Here is an 18863-nt window from a genome sequence, read left to right as displayed (position 1 = left end):
CGAATGCGATGGTGGCTATATCGCCGCATTCGCGGGTAAACCCGCGCCTACAGGGCTCAATGTCCACCCAACAACCTGGCAGGAGGTCCACATGTCACTGAGCGTCTTCGACCTGTTCAAGATCGGCATCGGCCCCTCCAGCTCCCACACGGTCGGCCCGATGCGCGCCGCTGCGCGGTTTGCCGAAGGGCTGCGCCGTGACGGCCTGCTGGCCCGCACCGCCAGCGTCAAAGCCGAGCTGTATGGCTCACTGGGCGCCACAGGCAAAGGCCACGGCAGTGACAAAGCCGTGCTGCTGGGCCTTGAAGGCGAACACCCGGACATTATCGACACCGACAGCATTCCCGCCCGCCTGCAGGTCATCCGCGACAGCGGACGCATCAACCTGCTGGGCGAACACAGCATTGCGTTCATCGAAAAGCAGCACCTGGCGATGATCCGCAAGCCGTTGGACTACCACCCCAACGGCATGATATTTCGCGCCTTCGACGACGCAGGCCTGCAAATCCGAAGCCGCGAGTATTACTCGGTAGGCGGTGGTTTCGTGGTCGACGAGGACGCTGCCGGCCATGACCGCATCGTCGAAGACACCACGGTGCTGGCCTATCCGTTCAAGACCGCCAAGGCGCTCCTCGGCCACTGCACCGCGCATGACCTGTCGGTGAGCCAGGTGATGCTGGCCAACGAGTCCGCCTGGCGCCCAGAAGCAGAAACCCGGGCCGGGCTGCTGCGCATCTGGCAGGTGATGCAAGATTGCGTCGCGGCAGGTTGCCAGCATGAGGGCATATTACCGGGAGGGCTCAAGGTCAAACGCCGCGCGCCGGCCCTGTACCGCCAACTGAGCGGCCACCCGGAAGCCAGCCTGCGTGACGCCCTGTCTGTGCTCGACTGGGTCAACCTCTACGCCTTGGCGGTGAACGAGGAAAACGCCTACGGCGGTCGTGTGGTCACCGCCCCTACCAACGGCGCAGCGGGCATCGTCCCGGCAGTCCTTCACTACTACATGCGCTTCGTCCCGGGGGCCAGCGAGGACGGGGTGGTGCGCTTTCTGCTCACCGCCGCAGCCATCGGCATCCTGTACAAGGAAAACGCCTCCATCTCCGGCGCCGAAGTGGGCTGCCAGGGCGAGGTCGGCGTCGCCTGCTCGATGGCCGCCGGGGCGCTGTGCGAAGTGATGGGCGGCAGCGTGCAGCAGGTGGAGAACGCCGCCGAAATAGGCATGGAACACAACCTGGGCCTGACCTGCGACCCGATCGGCGGCCTCGTACAGGTGCCCTGTATCGAGCGCAATGCGATGGGCTCGGTGAAGGCCATCAACGCGGTACGCATGGCCCTGCGCGGCGACGGGCAGCACTACGTGTCGCTGGACAAGGTCATCCGCACCATGCGCCAGACCGGCGCCGACATGAAAAGCAAATACAAAGAGACCGCCCGTGGCGGCCTGGCCGTCAACATCATCGAATGTTGACCCGACAATGACAGCAAGGAGTCATCGATGTCCGAAACACTGCTCAAGACCCCACTGCATGCCCTACATCTGGAACTGGGTGCACGCATGGTGCCGTTCGCCGGCTACGACATGCCGGTGCAGTACCCGCTGGGCGTGCTCAAGGAACACCTGCACACCCGCGAGCAGGCCGGCCTGTTCGACGTCTCGCACATGGGCCAGATCATTCTGCGTGGCGCTGACGCCGCCAAGGCGCTGGAAAGCCTGGTACCGGTGGACATCATCGACCTGCCGGTGGGCATGCAGCGCTATGCCATGTTCACCAATGAGCAAGGCGGCATTCTCGACGACCTGATGGTTGCCAACCTGGGCGAGGACACCCTGTTCCTGGTCGTCAACGCCGCCTGCAAGGAGCAGGACCTGGCTCACCTGCAAACCCACATCGGCAGCCGTTGCGAGGTGCAGCCGCTGTTCGAGGAGCGTGCCCTGCTCGCCCTGCAAGGCCCGGCTGCAGTCAAGGTGCTGGAACGACTGGCTCCAGAAGTGGCCGGCATGACCTTCATGCAGTTCCGCCGGGTAAAACTGCTGGGTGTGGACTGCTTCGTAAGCCGCTCGGGCTACACCGGCGAAGACGGCTACGAGATCTCGGTACCGGTCAACGCTGCCGACGCCTTGGCCCGCCGCCTGCTGGCCGAGCCGGAAGTACAGCCGATCGGCTTGGGCGCACGCGACTCGCTGCGCCTGGAAGCTGGCCTGTGCCTGTATGGCCACGACATGAACAGCGAGACTACGCCGGTCGAAGCCAGCCTGCTGTGGGCAATTTCCAAGGTGCGCCGTGCCGACGGTGCACGTGCTGCCGGCTTCCCGGGTGCCGAGGCGATCTTCGCCCACGTGCGCGATGGTGTTGCGCGCAAACGTGTCGGCCTGTTGCCGCAGGAGCGTACGCCTGTTCGTGAAGGTGCGGACATTGTCGACGCAAACGATAAACCGGTGGGTAAAGTGTGCAGCGGGGGCTTTGGCCCGACACTCGCTGCCCCTGTCGCCATGGGTTATATCGATAGTGAACATGCTGCACTCGACACCGCACTGTTTGCCGTGGTGCGTGGAAAGAAGGTGGCCTTGAAAGTCAGTAAAATGCCTTTCGTGACACCACGTTACTACCGTGGCTGAAACGGCTTTGTGAAGGTTTTTGGCAGCATAGACATATTCGTTTTCGAACCTGCCCAATAACTTTTGAACATGGCGCCAGGCCAGGCGCCATGCCGTTTCCGACAAATCGGTCGGTTATCGGCAAGCCGCCAGTTTTCCATACGACCAAGGGCTTGTTTTTCGCTCGGGAGTTGGCGTAGAGTCACTGCACTGTGTTTGCATGGGTCGCAACAGTTCGTGACCTGGGCCAGTAGCCGAGATTTGCTACAACCCGTTCGACGTCTCTTACTTCCTGCAACCCAGCCCAGTAATCTTTCGCTTACAAAAAAGTGCGAAAGTAACTGTCATCAAAATTTAAGTTTCATAGGAAATAAGACAATGGCTGAGCGTCAGAAGGGTACCGTCAAGTGGTTCAATGACGAAAAAGGTTACGGCTTCATCACCCCAGAAAGCGGTCCGGATCTCTTCGTTCACTTCCGCGCTATCGAAGGCAACGGCTTCAAGAGCCTGAAAGAAGGCCAGCAAGTCACCTTCGAAGCAGTCCAAGGCCAGAAAGGCATGCAGGCTGACAAGGTTCAACCTGTCTGATCCAGCGCCAGACTTTGAAAAGCCCCTGCCAAGTGCAGGGGCTTTTTTTTGCCCGTAGAATAGTGGGCTCGTCTTTTGGAGCGTCCTGCATGTCCAAGCCTCTACTCACTCCCCAGGGGGATTTTCCACCGGTCGGCCTGGGCCGGCGCCTGGCAGCGATGTTCTATGACTTCTTACTGTGCACCGCACTGCTGATCGTGACCGCCGGCGCCTACAAGATGATTCAGATGTCGATCATCGGCGAAGCACGCATGCGCGAGCTGACCGAGGCCGGCGCACTGGATGGCGACCCATTGCTGTCTACGGTATTGCTGTTTGCCCTGTTCGGCTTCTTTGCCAAGTTCTGGACCCACGGCGGGCAGACGCTGGGTATGCAGGTATGGGGCGTTCGGGTGCAGAATGCCGATGGCTCGGCCATCAGCCTGTGGCAGGCGCTGTTGCGGTTCGTCGTGTCGATCGCCTCGTGGCTGTGCCTGGGGCTGGGTTTTTTCTGGGTGCTGATCGACAAGCGCAAGCGCGGTTGGCATGACATTTATTCGGAAAGCCAGCTGGTGCGGGTGCCGAAGCAGAAGAAATAAGCCAGAGGATTGGAGTTGCCTTCGGGCCCTTTCCTGATGCCTGCGTGGTACCTGTAGGCGCGGGTTTACCCGCGAACGGGCCTGGCCAGATCAACACCCACGAAAAAGCCGACCCTGCGGTCGGCTTTCTTGTGCAGCTCAGGCTATTACCCTGCCCGGCGCAACAACCACACACCGGCCAAGGCACAGATGCCCGCCGGTATCACCACCGCCAGCAGCGGCGGGAAGCCAAATACCTGGCTCGAAGGCCCAAGCAGGTCCTGGCCAATGCGAAACACGAAGCCCACCAGTACACCCGTGAACACGCGCTGACCAAGGGTTACCGAACGCAGCGGGCCAAAGATGAACGAGATCGCCATCAGCACCAGGGCCGCCGTTACCATCGGCTGCAGCACCTTGGTCCAGAACGCCAGCCAGTAGCGGGAGTTGTTCAGGCCCTGATCAGACAAGTAGTGGATGTAATCCCACAACCCGGTAATCGAAAGCGACTCTGGCGCGAGGATCACAGTATTGAGCAGTTCTGGCGTAAGCGAAACATCCCAGCGCTCCTCCGGCGCGTTGACCACCTCGGTGTGGTCGCCACGGAAGTAGGTGGTACGCACATCGGCGAGCAGCCAGTGGTCGTTCTGGTACTGCGCACGGCGGGCAAAGCTCGAGGTGACAATCTTGCGCTCGCTGTCGAAGCGGTAGCGGGTCACGCCCAGCAGCAGGCCATCGGGCTGTACGGCGTTGATGTGCACGTACTCCTCGCCCTGGCGGTGCCACATGCCACGTTTGGAGCTTTGTGCTTCACCACCACCCTGGGCCAGGGAACGGTCGGCCTGGGCCTTGTTCTCGGTCACCGGTGCCACATATTCGCCAATCAGCAGCCCCACCAGCATCAGCACCAGCATCGGCTTCATCACCGCCCAGACGATACGGCCGATGGACACGCCTGCCGCACGCATGATGGTCAGCTCGCTGCTGCTGGCCAGACTGCCCAGGCCGATCAGGCAACCGATCAGGGCGGCCATTGGCAGCATTTCATACAGCCGCCGAGGTGCGGTAAGCAGGACAAAGTTGCCCGCTTCCATCACCGTGTAGGTGTCACTCAGGTCGCCCATTTCATCGATGAAGGCGAAAAGCGAAGCCAGGCCGAGGATGATCCCCAGCACGGCCAGGATGGCCAGCAGCACGCTCTGGCCGATGTAGCGATCGAGCTTAGCCATGGGCCACCTCCGCACGGCGGGCGGCACGTTTGAGGCGCAGCGGCTCCCAGTACATCAGGCCAAGGCCGATCAGCAGGAACAGGCCGTGGACCCACCACATGCCCAGGGCGATCGGCAGTTTGCCCTTCTCGAGGGCGCCGCGTACGGAAATCAGCATTGTCAGGTAGGCCATGTACAGAAGAATTGCCGGCAGCAGCTTGAGGAAGCGGCCCTGGCGCGGGTTGACCCGCGACAGTGGCACCGCCAGCAGGGTGACGACGAACACCAGGATCGGCAGCGACAACCGCCATTGCAGCTCGGCGCGCTCACGCAGGCCCTCCTTGCCGATCAGTTCGGAGGTGGGAAGCGCTTCGCGCTCGGTCACTTCCTCGGCGACTTCCGGCTTGGGCAGCAGCACGCCGTAGGTGTCGTACTTGATGGCGCGGTAGTCGGCCTGGCCCGGGTTGCCGTCGTAGCGGTAACCGTTTTCCAGCACCAGGTAGCGGTTGCCGTCGGCCTGGATTTCCTGGTGGCCTTTCTCGGCGACCAGCACCGAGGGGGCGCGGTCCTTGGTCTTGTCCTGGTTGAAGCGCTTCTCGGAGATGAACACCCCGCCCAGATTGATGCGGTCATCCGACAGTTGCTCGGTATAGGTTACCCGCGAGCCATCACGCAAGGTCTGGAAGCGGCCCGGCACCAAGGTGTCGAACTCGGTCAGGGCATCCTGCTGGCTGATGATCTGCTGCACCTGGGCAACGCCCAGGGGGGCCAGGCTCAGGCTCAGCCAGGCCACCAGCAGGGCAACCAGGGCAGCCGGCGCCATGGTCATGCCCAGCAGGCGCTGCTGGCTCATGCCTGTGGCCGACAGCACGGTCATCTCGCTTTCCAGGTACAGGCGCCCGTAAGCCAGGAGGATGCCGAGGAACAGCCCCAGAGGCAGGATCAGTTGCAGGAAGCCTGGCAAGCGGAAGCCCATGATCAGGAACAACACGCCCGGGTCGAGCACGCCCTGGGCAGCCTGGGCCAGGTACTTGATGAAGCGCCCGCTCATGATGATCACCAACAGCACAGCGCTGACGGCGCTCAAGGTGACCAGGACCTCGCGGGACAGATAACGAAAGACGATCAAACCAGACACTCCTGGGTTGTCAGGGCGGACTGCCATGCAATGGCGCCAAACAATGACTTAGTACATCCAAGACCAATGCCGGTTCGCCAAAGGCGAACCTCCATGTAAAGTGCGCGCATTATCCTGTGATTGACCGCCCCTGTCACTTGGCCGCGTACGAAGGCGCACATCGGGGTTGTCAGCACGCTTGCCACAGGCTCAAACTGGCAGCTTTTCCGCTGGTGCGCGACGACGCGGCCAGGCCCGTCCAGAGCGCTGGAACACACAGCGCCATACGTATCGATCATTCGGGGATCCTGACATGGAACTGGTTGTAAAAAGCGTAGCTGCTGCATCCGTAAAAACCGCCACACTGGTCCTTCCGGTAGGTGAAAACCGCAAGCTCGGCGCTGTTGCCCAGGCTGTCGACCAGGCCTGCGAAGGCGCCATCAGCGCCGTGCTCAAGCGCGGCGACCTGGCCGGCAAGCCGGGCCAGACCCTGCTGCTACAGAACCTTCCGGGCCTGAAGGCCGAGCGCGTGCTGCTGGTGGGCAGCGGCAAGGAAGAAGCCCTGGGCGACCGCGCCTGGCGCAAACTGGTGGCCAGTGTCGCTGGCGTGCTCAAGGGCCTGAACGGCGCTGACGCAGTACTGGCCCTGGACGATATCGCGGTCAGCAACCGCGACGCCCATTACGGCAAGTACCGCCTGCTGGCCGAAACCCTGCTGGACGGCGAATATGTGTTCGACCGTTTCAAGAGCCAGAAAGCAGAGCCGCGCGCGCTGAAAAAGGTCACCCTGCTGGCCGACAAAGCCGGCCAGGCCGAAGTCGAGCGTGCGATCAAGCATGCCAGCGCCATCGCCAGCGGCATGGCCTTCACCCGCGACCTCGGCAACCTGCCGCCCAACCTTTGCCACCCAAGCTACCTGGCCGAACAGGCCAAGGAGCTGGGCAAGGCGCACAAGGCCCTCAAGGTTGAAGTGCTGGACGAGAAAAAGATCAAGGACCTGGGCATGGGCGCGTTCTACGCCGTGGGCCAGGGCAGCGACCAGCCGCCACGCCTGATCGTGCTCAATTACCAGGGCGGCAAAAAGGCCGACAAGCCATTCGTGCTGGTGGGTAAAGGCATTACCTTCGACACCGGCGGCATCAGCCTCAAGCCAGGCGCCGGCATGGATGAAATGAAGTACGACATGTGCGGCGCCGCCAGCGTGTTCGGCACCCTGCGTGCAGTGCTCGAGCTGCAACTGCCGATCAACCTGGTGTGCCTGCTGGCCTGCGCCGAGAACATGCCAAGCGGCGGTGCCACCCGCCCAGGTGACATCGTCACCACCATGAGCGGCCAGACCGTGGAAATCCTCAACACCGACGCTGAAGGCCGTCTGGTGCTGTGCGACACCCTGACCTACGCCGAGCGCTTCAAGCCGCAGGCGGTCATCGACATCGCCACCCTGACCGGCGCCTGCATCGTCGCCCTGGGCAGCCACACCTCCGGCCTGATGGGCAATAACGACGACCTGGTCGGGCAGTTGCTCGATGCCGGCAAGCGCGCCGACGACCGTGCCTGGCAGTTGCCGCTGTTCGAGGAATACCAGGAGCAACTGGACAGCCCGTTCGCCGACATGGGCAACATCGGTGGGCCGAAGGCCGGTACGATCACCGCGGGTTGCTTCCTGTCGCGCTTCGCAAAAGCCTACAACTGGGCGCACATGGACATTGCCGGTACCGCCTGGGTCAGTGGCGGCAAGGACAAAGGCGCCACTGGCCGCCCGGTACCTCTGCTGACCCAGTACCTGCTGGACCGCGCTGGCGCCTGAAGCCGTGAAGCCGGTGGTGCCTTGCGCGCCACCGGCCGGCGATTCCCACCATGAGCAAAGTCGACTTCTACATTCTGCCCACCGACTCGCTGTCGGCGCGGCTCGATTTCGCCTGCAAGCTGTGCGAGAAGGCCTGGCGCCTCGGCCACCGGGTCTATCTGCACTGCCAGGATGCCGAACAGCGCAGTGAACTGGACCAACGCCTGTGGCGCTTCAAGGGCGAGGCCTTCGTGCCCCACGACCTCGCCGAGGTGCATGCCGATGCTGACGTGGTTCTGGGCCTGGCTGACAACGCCGGCGAGCACCACGGTCTGCTGATCAACCTCGGCGCCAGCGTGCCGGGCTTTGTCGGGCAGTTCGAGCGGGTGGCCGAAATCGTTGTTGAAGAGCCGGCTATCCGCCAATCAGCCCGTGAGCGATTCCGTTTCTACCGCGAACAGGGCTATGCTCTGCAAGACCACCGCTTACAGCGACTTTGACGACGATGGACAAGCCCTCCCCTTTGCCCGATTCCGCCCATCTGCTCGATGACCTCGAGTCGATCCGTCAGCTGCTTGGCGACGCCGACCTGCAACCGCCACTGCTCACCGAGACGGTAGAGCAGATTCCGTTGCTGCTGGACGAAGCCGCCAGCGACCCCGCGGCGCTCGCCGAACCGGTAGCTGCCGAACCCGAGGACGACCCGCAGACCCGCCGCCAGGACACCCTGCTGCACCTGGAAAGCGAGCTGCGCGCCGCAGCGCAGATGATCATGCAGGACGTGATCAACGACTTTACCCCGCATATCGAGAACGAAATCAAGCGCCGGCTGGATGCGCGGATCGAGCGGCTGATCAAGCGTTCCGAGTAGAACCGGCAACGGTGTCGCCTGCTTCGCGGGCGCGCCCGCTCCCACAGGTTCGAAGCCTGCGCTTTGCCCGCGACGCAGGCGACACTGTTCCGACAGTTGTCAGCAGCTTGTCGCCTGCGGCCCCCAGCTTGGTTATACTTCCCGGCTTTCCCGAATAAATGCACAGGGTCCCGCCGCGCATGGATAAGACCTACCAGCCGCACGCAATCGAAACTTCCTGGTACAACACCTGGGAGTCCGAGAACTATTTCGCTCCACAAGGTGCAGGCGAGTCCTACACCATCATGATCCCGCCGCCGAACGTAACCGGCAGCCTGCACATGGGCCACGGGTTCAACAACGCGATCATGGACGCCCTGATCCGTTTCCGCCGCATGCAAGGCCGCGACACCCTGTGGCAGCCAGGCACCGATCACGCGGGTATCGCCACGCAGATGCTGGTCGAGCGCCAACTTGAAGCCAAAGGCCAGAACCGTCATGACCTGGGCCGCGAAAAGTTCCTGGAAAAAGTCTGGGAATGGAAGGATCAGTCCGGTGGCAACATCAGCCGCCAGATTCGCCGCCTGGGCTCGTCGGTTGACTGGAGCCGCGAGCGCTTCACCATGGACGACGGCCTCTCCGAAGCGGTAAAAGAAGCGTTCGTGCGCCTGCATGAAGACGGCCTTATCTACCGCGGCAAGCGCCTGGTCAACTGGGATACCAAGCTGCACACAGCCATCTCCGACCTCGAAGTGGAAAACCACGACGAGAAAGGCCACCTGTGGAACCTGCGCTACCCGCTGGCCGACGGTGCCAAGACCGCCGAAGGCCAGGACTACCTGGTAGTTGCCACCACGCGTCCGGAAACCCTGCTGGGTGACGCTGCCGTGGCCGTCAACCCGAACGACGAACGCTATCAGGCACTGATCGGCAAATTCGTCGAACTGCCGTTGGTCGGCCGCCGCATCCCGATCATCGCCGATGACTACTGCGACCCCGAGTTCGGTACCGGTTGCGTGAAGATCACCCCGGCCCACGACTTCAACGACTATGAAGTCGGCAAGCGTCACAACCTGCCGCTGCTGAACATCTTCGACAAGAACGCCTTCGTGCTGGCCAGCGCCCAGGCCTTCAACCTCGACGGCAGCGTTAACGAGCAGGTCGACACCCAGCTGCCGGCCCAGTACGCCAACCTTGACCGCTTTGTCGCGCGCAAGCAGATCGTCGCCGACCTGGACGCCCAGGGCCTGCTGGTCAGCATCGACGACCACGCCCTGAAAGTGCCGAAAGGCGACCGCTCCGGCACGGTCATCGAGCCGTGGCTGACCGACCAGTGGTACGTTTCCACCAAGCCGCTGGCAGAGCCTGCCATCGCCGCCGTGGAAGATGGCCGCATCCAGTTCGTGCCCAAGCAATACGAGAACATGTACTTCTCCTGGATGCGCGATATCCAGGACTGGTGCATCAGCCGCCAGCTGTGGTGGGGCCATCGCATTCCTGCGTGGTACGACGAGGCCGGCCAGGTCTACGTTGGCCGCAACGAGGAAGAAGTGCGCACCAAGCACAAGCTGGGCGCCGACGTGGTCCTGCGTCAGGATGACGACGTACTCGACACCTGGTTCAGCTCGGGCCTGTGGACATTCTCCACCCTGGGCTGGCCGGAACAGACCGAATTCCTCAAGAAGTTCCACTCCACCGACGTGCTGGTGACTGGCTTCGACATCATCTTCTTCTGGGTTGCGCGCATGATCATGCTGACCATGCACCTGATCAAGAACGAAGACGGCACCCCGCAGGTACCGTTCAAGACCGTGTACGTGCACGGCCTGGTACGTGATGGCCAAGGCCAGAAGATGTCCAAGTCCAAGGGCAACGTGCTGGACCCGCTGGACATCGTCGACGGCATCACCCTCGACGCCCTGCTGGAAAAACGCACCAGCGGCATGATGCAGCCCAAGCTTGCCGAGAAGATCGCCAAGCAGACCAAGGCCGAGTTCCCCGAAGGTATTGCCAGCTACGGCACCGACGCCCTGCGCTTCACCTTCTGCTCGCTGGCCTCGACAGGCCGCGACATCAAGTTCGACATGGGCCGCGTCGAAGGCTACCGCAACTTCTGCAACAAGATCTGGAACGCTGCCCGCTACGTGCTGGACAAGGGCGAAGACTGCGGCCAGAACGGCGAAGCCTACGAGCTGTCGCTGGCCGACCGCTGGATCATCTCGCAGCTTCAGCGTACCGAAGCCGAAGTAACCCGCCAGCTGGAGCAGTTCCGCTTCGACCTGGCCAGCCAGGCGCTGTACGAGTTCATCTGGAACCAGTACTGCGACTGGTACCTGGAGCTGTCCAAACCGGTACTGTGGGACGAAAACGCCCCGGTAGAGCGCGCCCGCGGCACCCGCTGCACCCTGGTGCGCGTACTGGAAGTGGCACTGCGTCTTGCGCATCCGTTCATGCCGTTCATCACCGAAGAAATCTGGCAGCGCATCGCGCCGCTGGCCGGCATCGACGGCAAGACCATCATGCTGCAGCCATGGCCAGTGGCCAACGAAGCGCGCATTGACGCCGCTGCCGAAGGCGACATCGAGTGGCTGAAAGAGTTGATGGTCGGCCTGCGCAATATCCGCGCCGAAATGAACATCGGCCCCGGCAAGCCACTGCCGCTGTTCCTGAAGAACGCCAATGCCGACGACCAGCGCCGACTGCAGGAAAACGAAGCGCTGCTGAAGAAGCTGGCCAAGGTCGAGTCGTTCACCGTACTGGGTGATGCCGACGAAGCGCCGCTGTCCGCTACCGCCCTGGTGGGTGACCTGCAAGTGCTGGTGCCAATGGCCGGGCTGATCGACAAGGATGCCGAGCTGGCGCGCCTGAACAAGGAAATCCAGCGTCTGCAAGGTGAAGTGCAACGTGTTGGCGGCAAGCTGTCCAACGCAGCCTTCGTCGACAAGGCCCCGCCTGCGGTGATCGAGAAGGAACGCGCCAAGCTGGCCGAGTCCGAACAGGCCCTGGCCAACTTCACCGAGCAGCATGCGCGGATTGCAGCGCTGTAATCACTAGAGAGACCGTTGGGGCCGCTGCACGGCCCTTTCGCGACACAAGGCCGCTCCCACAGGACGGCGCCAACCTTCAAGGCGCCACCACCCTGTGGGAGCGGCCTTGTGTCGCGAAAGGGCTGCGTAGCAGCCCCAGGGTCTTCAAGCCACCGCTCGTATAGGGCTGGACACTGCCATGACCCCGAACAAACCCACCCTGCACCCGCGCAACCGCCACCAGGGTCGCTACGACTTCCCCAGCCTGATCAAGGCCCACCCTGATCTGGCCCGTTTCACCATCACCAACCCCCACGGCAAGCCCAGCATCGACTTTGCCAACCCCGAAGCCGTCCGCGTGTTCAACCGTGCACTGCTCAAGGCCCAGTACGGCATCCAGCACTGGGACATCCCAGCCGATTACCTGTGCCCGCCCATTCCTGGCCGTGCCGACTACATCCACGTAGCAGCCGATCTGTTGGCCGATGACAATGCCGGCGACGTCCCAAGGGGTGCCCAAGTGCGCGCGCTGGACATCGGCGTGGGGGCCAACTGCATCTATCCACTGCTGGGCTACAGTGACTACCGCTGGCGCTTCCTCGGCTCGGACATCGACCCGGTGGCGCTGGCCTCGGCCAAGGCTATCGTCCAGGCCAATGGCCTGGGCAAAGCCATTACCCTGCGCCAGCAGGCCAACCGAGCGCACATCCTCAGCGGCCTGCTGCAGGAGGGCGAACGCTTCGACCTGACCCTGTGCAACCCGCCCTTCCATGCCTCACGCGACGAAGCCACCCGCGGCAGCCAGCGCAAATGGAAGAACCTCGGCAAACAGGATCCCAAACGCAAGCTGCCCGTGCTGAACTTCGGTGGCCAGAACAATGAACTGTGGTGCGAGGGTGGCGAAATCCGCTTTGTCACCCAGCTGATCGGCGAAAGCGTACAGTACGCCGAACGGGTACTTTGGTTCACCAGCCTGGTGTCCAAGGCCAGCAACCTGCCGGGCATCGAAGCCGCGTTGAAGAAGTCCGGCGCCAAGGCCGTACGCATCATTGAGATGGGCCAGGGGCAGAAACAGAGCCGCATGGTCGCCTGGAGCTTCCTTGACGACGCCGCACGCCAGGCCTGGCACGCCCAGCGTAAATCACAGGCATGAAAAAAACCGCGCCCGGGCAAGCCGGGCGCGGTTTCGTCAAAGCAACAATTACTTGTTGATGGCGTCGGTCAGCACTTTGGCTGGAACGAACTTGACGACTTTCTTGGCAGCGATTTCGATGGCAGCGCCAGTCGAAGGGTTGCGGCCGGTACGGGCAGGACGCTCGGAGACTTTCAGCTTGCCGATGCCTGGCAGAGTGATTTCAGCGCCGTTTTCCAGTTGGTCAGCAACGATCTGGCCCAGTTGCTCCAGAGCGTTCTTGGCGGTGGCTTTTGGCGCGGCGATCGATTCGGCGATGTCGGCAATCAGTTGGTCTTTGGTCAATGCCATGGTGGTGTTCCTTCCCTATCAAATTCGATGGTTAAGCAGCGGACTACGACGTTATCGGGCCAGCCCCTTGAAATGGAGGGCCGCGCCAATTGCGTATGTAGATACGAAAATCGGCGTTTGGTTCGACACGACGAAAGCTTGCTGCCAGCAATGCGCACACGAGGGGCGCAAGACCGCGCAAAACTACCACATGAATGGATAAATATCCGCTTCGCACTTTGATTAAATGCAGGTTTTTCGGGGGTTTCAGCTGAAAACACACAAAATTGAACAAAAAACGAACAACCGACATATCTGCCAACATACGGCCACTGCATCACCTCAGGTCTAGGTTAAACTTGGCAACTTTTGCAGCTCGCCGAGAATTCCATGCCAATCCGTCATTGCATCGTTCACCTGATCGACAAAAAGCCCGATGGCAGCCCCGCCGTACTGCATGCTCGCGACTCCGAACTGGCTGCCTCCGATGCCATCGAAAACCTCCTGGCCGACCTCAATGACAGCTACAACGCCAAGCAAGGCAAGGCCTGGGGCTTTTTCCACGGCGAATCGGGCGCCTACCCGCTGAGCGGCTGGCTGAAGCAGTACCTGGATGAAGAAAAAGACTTCACCGCCTTCAGCCGCGTGGCTGTCGAGCATCTGCAGAAGCTGATGGAAGAGTCCAACCTGTCCACCGGCGGCCACATCCTGTTTGCCCACTATCAGCAAGGCATGACCGAGTACCTGGCGATCGCCCTGCTGCACCATAGCGAAGGCGTGGCGGTGAATGCCCAGCTCGACGTGACCCCTTCCCGTCACCTCGACCTTGGCCAGCTGCACCTGGCAGCACGCATCAACCTGTCGGAGTGGAAGAACAACCAGAACTCCAGGCAGTATATTTCGTTCATCAAGGGCAAGAACGGCAAGAAGGTATCGGATTACTTCCGCGACTTCATCGGCTGCCAGGAAGGCGTCGACGGCCCGGGCGAAACCCGCACCCTGCTCAAGGCCTTCAGCGATTTCGTCGAAAGCGAAGACCTGCCGGAAGAATCCGCCCGCGAAAAGACCCAGACCCTGGTCGAGTACGCCACCACCCAGACCAAGCTGGGCGAGCCGGTGACGCTCGAAGAGCTGTCCAGCCTGATCGACGAAGACCGCCCCAAAGCGTTCTACGACCACATCCGCAACAAGGACTACGGCCTGTCGCCGGAAATTCCTGCTGACAAACGCACCCTCAACCAGTTCCGCCGTTTCACCGGGCGTGCCGAGGGGCTGTCGATCAGCTTCGAGGCACATCTGCTGGGGGACAAGGTGGAGTATGACGAAGCGGCGGGGACCTTGATCATCAAGGGGCTGCCGACAACCTTGGTGGATCAGCTGAAGCGGCGCAAGGACTGATTTCGCCCAAGCCGCCAAAGGAGGCCACCAGTGCCTCCTTCGCCGACTTGCGCAGCCGTTTCACCAACCGCTCCTGGCGCAGGGCCGCGCTCTTGTCCGGCCACTGCTCCACATACACCAGCGCCTGGGCCGGGCTGGTCTTGAAATAGCGGGCGCCCTGCCCTTTCTGATGCGCGGCGAACCGACGCTGCGGGTCATCGCTGATGCCGCAATACAACGAGCCATTGGCAGCCCTTACCAGATAGACAAACCAGGGCTTACCAACGGCAGGTTCGACGACTTCACTCACCCTGGGCCTGCTGGAATGCGCGCAACCCCTTGAATGCCTGCAGGCGGACCTTGTTCTGCATCAGCGGCGACCACCCCAGCAGCATTCCAGGAACACCCAACGCTTGCCGCGACCAGCGCCACAGGTCAAAGGTGTCGTCATGCTGGCAAATCAGCCCATCACGAATGACAAAGCGTGCCTGGATATCGTTGACCACAACACGGCCGGTCTGGCTGAACAGGTAGGTAGCCACCCAGTGCGCGCTGCCACTGTGCTCATCTGCGCGTATGCTGTCGAATGTCAGGGTGAAGTTCTTGGCGCGGGTGGTGAGCATCCGCCACATATCGCCTGCGTCCTTGCCGCGCAGGGTGCCGAACACCGGGTCGCTGAAAACGATATCGTCGCTGTAGCAGGCCAGCATGGCGTCGGCATCCAGGCGCTGGAAAGCCTGGTAGAAACGGGTGATCAGGGCGCGGTTGGCATCGCTCATTGGGGGCTGGTCCGTCCTAGGTTCGAAAACTGCACGATAATCTGCCCCGGTGGCTTATGCCAGTCCCGCCCTCTTGGCAGGCACGAGGACGGGACTGCTAAAACAGGCCTCAGACTTTTTCGCAGGTCACCTGCACATGCAGCGCCCGCCCGGCACCCAGCCCGAACACCACGGCGCCAACGCCCAGCACCGCAAAAATCCAACCCAGTGCCGTCCAGCCGCCGGTCAGGTCATGCACCAGCCCCACCGCAAAAGGCCCCATCGAGGCCAGGGTATAACCCACCCCTTGGGCCATGCTCGACAAGTTCGCCGCAACGTGGGCGTCCTTCGAGCGCAGCACGATCAAGGTCAGCGCCAGGGCAAAGGTACCGCCCTGCCCCAGGCCCAGCACAATGGCCCACCCCCACAGTCCGGAAAGTGGCGCATACAGGCAACCGAACAGCCCCGCCAGCGTGCCCGACATGACCACCACGATTGCCAGCCGCTGGTCCTTGCCGCGGGTGGCCAACCAGGGGGCACTGAGCGAACTGATCAACTGCACGATTACCGACCCTGACAGCACCAACCCTGCCTCGGTCGGGGTGAGGCCGCGGCCGATCAGGATCGATGGCAACCAACCGAACACGATGTAAGCCAGTGATGACTGCAGGCCCATATACAGGGTCACCTGCCAGGCCAGTGGGTCACGCCACAAGCCTCGCACGCGATAGGCCACCTTGTGCAGGCCATGCCCCTGACGGGCCTGTGGCAGCCACACCAGCATGGCCAGCAAAGCCGGCAGCACCCAGAAGCCCAACCCCAGTGCCCAGCTGCCGTCGAAATGCTGGGCCAAAGGTACGGTGGCACCTGCGGCCATGGCCGCGCCCAGGCATAACGCCATGGTGTATACACCGGTCAGCGTGCCAGCGTGCTGTGGAAAGTCGCGCTTGACGATACCGGGTAACAATACGCCGATAATGCCGATGCTGGCCCCCGCCATCAGGCTGCCGAGGAACACCCCGATTGCCCCAAAGGTACTTCGTACCACGAGGCCAAGTGCCAGGGTGAGGAGGATGCCAAGAATCACCCGCTCGCTGCCAAAGCGCCGCGCCAGCAACGGCGCCAAGGGAGCAAACAGGCCCAGGCAGAGCACCGGCAAGGTGGTCAGCAAGCCAGCCTGTGAAGCATTCAGCCCCAAGCCTTGAGATACTTGGCCCAGCACCGGCGCCATGCTCGACAATGCCGGGCGCAGGTTCAAGGCCACCAGCACCAGGCCCAGCAGCAACAGCCAGGGCCGCCGCAACACCACAGCCTGCTGCTGGACCTGTTCGTCGTCCGCTTCAGCGTCGATCAGCAGCTCATCGAGATCCCGCTCGTTCGATGGGGAATTACGGGTGATGGATTCAGCCATGGCCTTCTCGGTCTCAGGATTCAATGAGGATACGGGTCAGGCGCTTGGCCCGTTCAGCGTCACGTTGCTCGATGGCGTCGAGGATCTGCCCATGCAAGTCGAACGTGGCCTGGCAGCGCGGAACGGTGGCCATATTGTGTTGCAGCGCGGCAGCCACGACCCCGGAAAAGTAACGGTACAGCTCGCTTAATGCCGGGTTGTGGGCGGCATCGACCAGCCGCTGGTGGAACACCAGGTCGCAGGCCACATAGGCATCGACATCGCCGTGAAAATGCCCGGCACTGCCTTCCAGGGCATCCCGTAGCGCTTGCAGGTCGGCATCGGTACGGCGCAAGGCCGCCAGCCCGACGGCCTCCGCCTCGAGAATATGGCGGGTTTCACGGGCCTGCTCGGGCGTACACCGGGACATCGCGTGCACCGCCTGCAGCGGGTCCTGGGCAGTGCGCAGGTAGCTGCCGTCGCCCTGGCGAATTTCCACCAGGCCACTGAACGCCAGCACGCGCATGGCCTCACGCACGGTGTTGCGGCTGATGCCCAGCTGCAAGGCAAGCTCTGGCTCGGTAGGCAGGCGCTGACCGACCTGCCAATCGCCCAGCACGATGCATTCGCGCATGCGCTCTACCGCCAACTCCACCAGGGAGCGCTTGGTCAGCTCTGTATTCATGCCACTCAACCAATCATCCGACGATTTGATGCAGCTTACTGGATTGCAGGCAAAGAGGTAAACCACCTGGTATTTCTGCCAGTTGTGGGCATGCCACTTTGTTGCAACGCTCGTTGCGTGCTTTCAAGGATGCGACCCCATGCGACTGGCAAGTTTGCTGTTATTGCTGTTCCTGGCCCTGCAGCCGGGCTGTGACCCGGCCCGGCACCCGAGCCGCCCTAAAACCTTGCTCATCGGCCTTGACGGCGTGCAATTGCAGCAGTACCTGCAACTGGGCGATGCGACCAACCTGAAACAGCGGCTGCACTACGGCAAGGCTTACGCCGGGGGGATCAATGGTAAAGCCAGCGAGCAACCCACCTTGAGTGGCCCAGGCTGGATCACTTTGCTGACCGGCGTGTGGAGCAACAAGCATGGCGTTGAATCGGACGACGACTCGCAACGGGTAAACCCGGCGTTTCCTAGCCTGTTCAAGCGGCTACGCCTGGCCTACCCCAATGCCTATCTCTCCAGCATCGTCAACTGGTCGACCATCAACACGGCATTTCTGCTGGAGGACGCCCATGGCGCCGATGTACGCGAAAGTGGTCTGCCAGATGAACAAGTGATTGAACGAACGTTGCAGATCCTCGGCGACACACCCGCTGATTTCACGTTCATTCAACTGGACGAACCTGACCAGATTGGCCATCACAGGGGTTATGGTGAGCGCTATGCGCAGGCGTTGCGCAAGGCCGACAGCGAGATCGGGCGGCTGTTGGACAAGGTAGACCAGCGGCGTCGCATGTTCCCACAGGAAGACTGGCTGGTACTCGTCAGTACCAACCATGGCCGGGACTATTGGGGCAAAGGCCATGGCGGCGCTTCGGAGCAGGAAAAGAGCATCTTCATCGCCAGCAACAAACCGTTGAATCAGGAACTGACCGAGCTGAGCATTCCTGTGGAAATGCCTGGGCCCGGCGGTCTGTACGGGCTTCCCGCGCAGACCTCGGTAGCGCCCACGGTGCTGCGCCACATGGGCCTCAAGCTGCAGCCGCAATGGCTATTGGACGGCACGCCTTTACTGGGTGATACCGGCGTGCGCAAGGCGCGGGCCGATGAAAACAAAGGACGGCTACGCTGGAACAGTAACGCCAAGGGTTATCTGACCATTATCAAGAACGGCCATGTGGTTGCCCAGGTTGCGGCCAGAGACGAGCAATGGACCGATCCGGAGGGGATGGACAAGCAGAACGATTATGCACTGGTACTGGATGGTACACCGGCGGCAGTGCGCAACAGGCCGGCAGCCAAGCCGTTTGTAATCGAAGACCGCCGCTATTAATCCCTTGGGAAGCAACAGCTCTGTCGTACCTCAAGTGCCCGCCCCCCCGTAGGAGCGGGCTCACCCGCGAAAGGGCCGGACCTGCTGGCCAATTACCACCCGCCATTCACCGTTGCCGCCGCTACCGTATTCGCGGGTA

General features: G+C 62.1%; 18 protein-coding genes. 11 read left to right on the top strand and 7 right to left on the bottom strand.

The annotated features are described in order from the left end of the window. Nucleotides 1–91: 91 nt before the first annotated feature. The 4 genes from V7787_RS25300 (at nt 92) to V7787_RS25285 (ending at nt 3762) form a co-directional block, all read left to right on the top strand. Complete coding sequence (locus V7787_RS25300; protein WP_003255090.1) at nt 92–1468, top strand: L-serine ammonia-lyase; 1377 nt, start codon at nt 92–94, stop codon at nt 1466–1468. A gap of 27 nt (nt 1469–1495) precedes the next feature. Next, on the top strand, nt 1496–2617 hold the full coding sequence (gene gcvT, locus V7787_RS25295; RefSeq protein WP_104886634.1) for a glycine cleavage system aminomethyltransferase GcvT: 1122 nt from the start codon (nt 1496–1498) through the stop codon (nt 2615–2617). Between the two features lie 357 nt (nt 2618–2974). Continuing rightward, nucleotides 2975–3184: a cold-shock protein gene (locus V7787_RS25290; protein ID WP_014589840.1), complete on the top strand. Its 210-nt coding sequence runs from the start codon at nt 2975–2977 to the stop codon at nt 3182–3184. Between the two features lie 89 nt (nt 3185–3273). Further along, nucleotides 3274–3762 carry an RDD family protein gene (locus V7787_RS25285; RefSeq protein WP_003255094.1) on the top strand — a complete coding sequence of 163 codons (489 nt, stop codon included), beginning with the start codon at nt 3274–3276 and terminating at the stop codon, nt 3760–3762. A 146-nt stretch (nt 3763–3908) separates the two neighbouring features. On the opposite strand, the gene lptG is transcribed toward V7787_RS25285, so the two are convergent. Continuing rightward, entirely contained in the window at nt 3909–4970 is a 1062-nt protein-coding gene (gene lptG, locus V7787_RS25280; RefSeq protein ID WP_010952171.1) for an LPS export ABC transporter permease LptG, read from the bottom strand. Continuing rightward, nucleotides 4963–6078, bottom strand: a complete 1116-nt coding sequence (gene lptF / locus V7787_RS25275) for an LPS export ABC transporter permease LptF (protein WP_004575655.1) — start codon at nt 6076–6078, stop codon at nt 4963–4965. Before lptF ends, lptG begins: the two co-directional genes overlap by 8 nt. 301 nt (nt 6079–6379) lie before the next feature. Here lptF and V7787_RS25270 point away from each other — a divergent pair, with 301 nt between their 5' ends. The 5 genes from V7787_RS25270 to rlmF all read left to right on the top strand — a co-directional run bounded on the left by V7787_RS25270 (nt 6380) and on the right by rlmF (nt 12881). Beyond that, entirely contained in the window at nt 6380–7873 is a 1494-nt protein-coding gene (locus V7787_RS25270) for a leucyl aminopeptidase (RefSeq protein WP_064493188.1), read from the top strand. A 50-nt stretch (nt 7874–7923) separates the two neighbouring features. Next, the gene (locus tag V7787_RS25265) at nt 7924–8352 is read left to right on the top strand and encodes a DNA polymerase III subunit chi (protein ID WP_010952168.1); all 429 of its coding nucleotides are present in this window, start codon (nt 7924–7926) and stop codon (nt 8350–8352) included. 5 nt (nt 8353–8357) lie between these two features. Beyond that, nucleotides 8358–8723, top strand: coding sequence for a DNA polymerase III subunit chi (locus V7787_RS25260; protein WP_336090016.1), 366 nt, complete (start codon nt 8358–8360; stop codon nt 8721–8723). A 179-nt stretch (nt 8724–8902) separates the two neighbouring features. Continuing rightward, nucleotides 8903–11749, top strand: a complete 2847-nt coding sequence (locus V7787_RS25255; RefSeq protein WP_336090014.1) for a valine--tRNA ligase — start codon at nt 8903–8905, stop codon at nt 11747–11749. 178 nt (nt 11750–11927) lie between these two features. Continuing rightward, nucleotides 11928–12881, top strand: coding sequence for a 23S rRNA (adenine(1618)-N(6))-methyltransferase RlmF (rlmF, locus tag V7787_RS25250; protein ID WP_010952165.1), 954 nt, complete (start codon nt 11928–11930; stop codon nt 12879–12881). Nucleotides 12882–12929: 48 nt separating this feature from the next. On the opposite strand, the gene V7787_RS25245 is transcribed toward rlmF, so the two are convergent. Then, entirely contained in the window at nt 12930–13211 is a 282-nt protein-coding gene (locus V7787_RS25245) for an HU family DNA-binding protein (RefSeq protein WP_003255106.1), read from the bottom strand. 369 nt (nt 13212–13580) lie between these two features. Here V7787_RS25245 and yejK point away from each other — a divergent pair, with 369 nt between their 5' ends. After that, nucleotides 13581–14588, top strand: a complete 1008-nt coding sequence (yejK, locus tag V7787_RS25240; RefSeq protein ID WP_010952163.1) for a nucleoid-associated protein YejK — start codon at nt 13581–13583, stop codon at nt 14586–14588. Here yejK and V7787_RS25235 read toward each other — a convergent pair. The 4 genes from V7787_RS25235 to V7787_RS25220 form a co-directional block, all read right to left on the bottom strand. Continuing rightward, nucleotides 14536–14877, bottom strand: a complete 342-nt coding sequence (locus tag V7787_RS25235; RefSeq protein ID WP_064493187.1) for a GIY-YIG nuclease family protein — start codon at nt 14875–14877, stop codon at nt 14536–14538. The genes yejK and V7787_RS25235 overlap by 53 nt on opposite strands. Beyond that, nucleotides 14870–15346, bottom strand: a complete 477-nt coding sequence (locus V7787_RS25230; RefSeq protein ID WP_010952161.1) for a nuclear transport factor 2 family protein — start codon at nt 15344–15346, stop codon at nt 14870–14872. Before V7787_RS25230 ends, V7787_RS25235 begins: the two co-directional genes overlap by 8 nt. Before the next feature lie 109 nt (nt 15347–15455). After that, nucleotides 15456–16736, bottom strand: coding sequence for a CynX/NimT family MFS transporter (locus V7787_RS25225; RefSeq protein WP_336090013.1), 1281 nt, complete (start codon nt 16734–16736; stop codon nt 15456–15458). Between the two features lie 13 nt (nt 16737–16749). Next, a complete protein-coding gene (locus V7787_RS25220; RefSeq protein WP_010952159.1) occupies nt 16750–17400 on the bottom strand; it encodes a FadR/GntR family transcriptional regulator in 651 nt (216 codons plus the stop codon). Between the two features lie 139 nt (nt 17401–17539). Here V7787_RS25220 and V7787_RS25215 point away from each other — a divergent pair, with 139 nt between their 5' ends. Beyond that, nucleotides 17540–18724, top strand: coding sequence for an alkaline phosphatase family protein (locus V7787_RS25215; protein WP_064493185.1), 1185 nt, complete (start codon nt 17540–17542; stop codon nt 18722–18724). Nucleotides 18725–18863 lie beyond the last annotated feature (139 nt).

The organism is Pseudomonas sp. CGJS7, from assembly GCF_036961695.1.
The sequence above is the reverse complement of the archived record's forward strand: the minus strand, read 5'-3'. Positions and strand labels throughout refer to the sequence as shown.

What these genes read in the sequence shown, in the direction of transcription:
- V7787_RS25245 (WP_003255106.1), bottom strand. Translation starts at nt 13,211, where the DNA reads ATGGCATTGACCAAAGACCAACTGATTGCCGACATCGCCGAATCGATC.
- V7787_RS25225 (WP_336090013.1), bottom strand. Translation starts at nt 16,736, where the DNA reads ATGGCTGAATCCATCACCCGTAATTCCCCATCGAACGAGCGGGATCTC.
- V7787_RS25260 (WP_336090016.1), top strand. Translation starts at nt 8,358, where the DNA reads ATGGACAAGCCCTCCCCTTTGCCCGATTCCGCCCATCTGCTCGATGAC.
- lptG (WP_010952171.1), bottom strand. Translation starts at nt 4,970, where the DNA reads ATGGCTAAGCTCGATCGCTACATCGGCCAGAGCGTGCTGCTGGCCATC.
- yejK (WP_010952163.1), top strand. Translation starts at nt 13,581, where the DNA reads ATGCCAATCCGTCATTGCATCGTTCACCTGATCGACAAAAAGCCCGAT.
- V7787_RS25255 (WP_336090014.1), top strand. Translation starts at nt 8,903, where the DNA reads ATGGATAAGACCTACCAGCCGCACGCAATCGAAACTTCCTGGTACAAC.
- gcvT (WP_104886634.1), top strand. Translation starts at nt 1,496, where the DNA reads ATGTCCGAAACACTGCTCAAGACCCCACTGCATGCCCTACATCTGGAA.
- V7787_RS25220 (WP_010952159.1), bottom strand. Translation starts at nt 17,400, where the DNA reads ATGAATACAGAGCTGACCAAGCGCTCCCTGGTGGAGTTGGCGGTAGAG.
- V7787_RS25290 (WP_014589840.1), top strand. Translation starts at nt 2,975, where the DNA reads ATGGCTGAGCGTCAGAAGGGTACCGTCAAGTGGTTCAATGACGAAAAA.
- rlmF (WP_010952165.1), top strand. Translation starts at nt 11,928, where the DNA reads ATGACCCCGAACAAACCCACCCTGCACCCGCGCAACCGCCACCAGGGT.
- V7787_RS25300 (WP_003255090.1), top strand. Translation starts at nt 92, where the DNA reads ATGTCACTGAGCGTCTTCGACCTGTTCAAGATCGGCATCGGCCCCTCC.
- V7787_RS25285 (WP_003255094.1), top strand. Translation starts at nt 3,274, where the DNA reads ATGTCCAAGCCTCTACTCACTCCCCAGGGGGATTTTCCACCGGTCGGC.
- V7787_RS25270 (WP_064493188.1), top strand. Translation starts at nt 6,380, where the DNA reads ATGGAACTGGTTGTAAAAAGCGTAGCTGCTGCATCCGTAAAAACCGCC.
- V7787_RS25265 (WP_010952168.1), top strand. Translation starts at nt 7,924, where the DNA reads ATGAGCAAAGTCGACTTCTACATTCTGCCCACCGACTCGCTGTCGGCG.
- V7787_RS25215 (WP_064493185.1), top strand. Translation starts at nt 17,540, where the DNA reads ATGCGACTGGCAAGTTTGCTGTTATTGCTGTTCCTGGCCCTGCAGCCG.
- V7787_RS25230 (WP_010952161.1), bottom strand. Translation starts at nt 15,346, where the DNA reads ATGAGCGATGCCAACCGCGCCCTGATCACCCGTTTCTACCAGGCTTTC.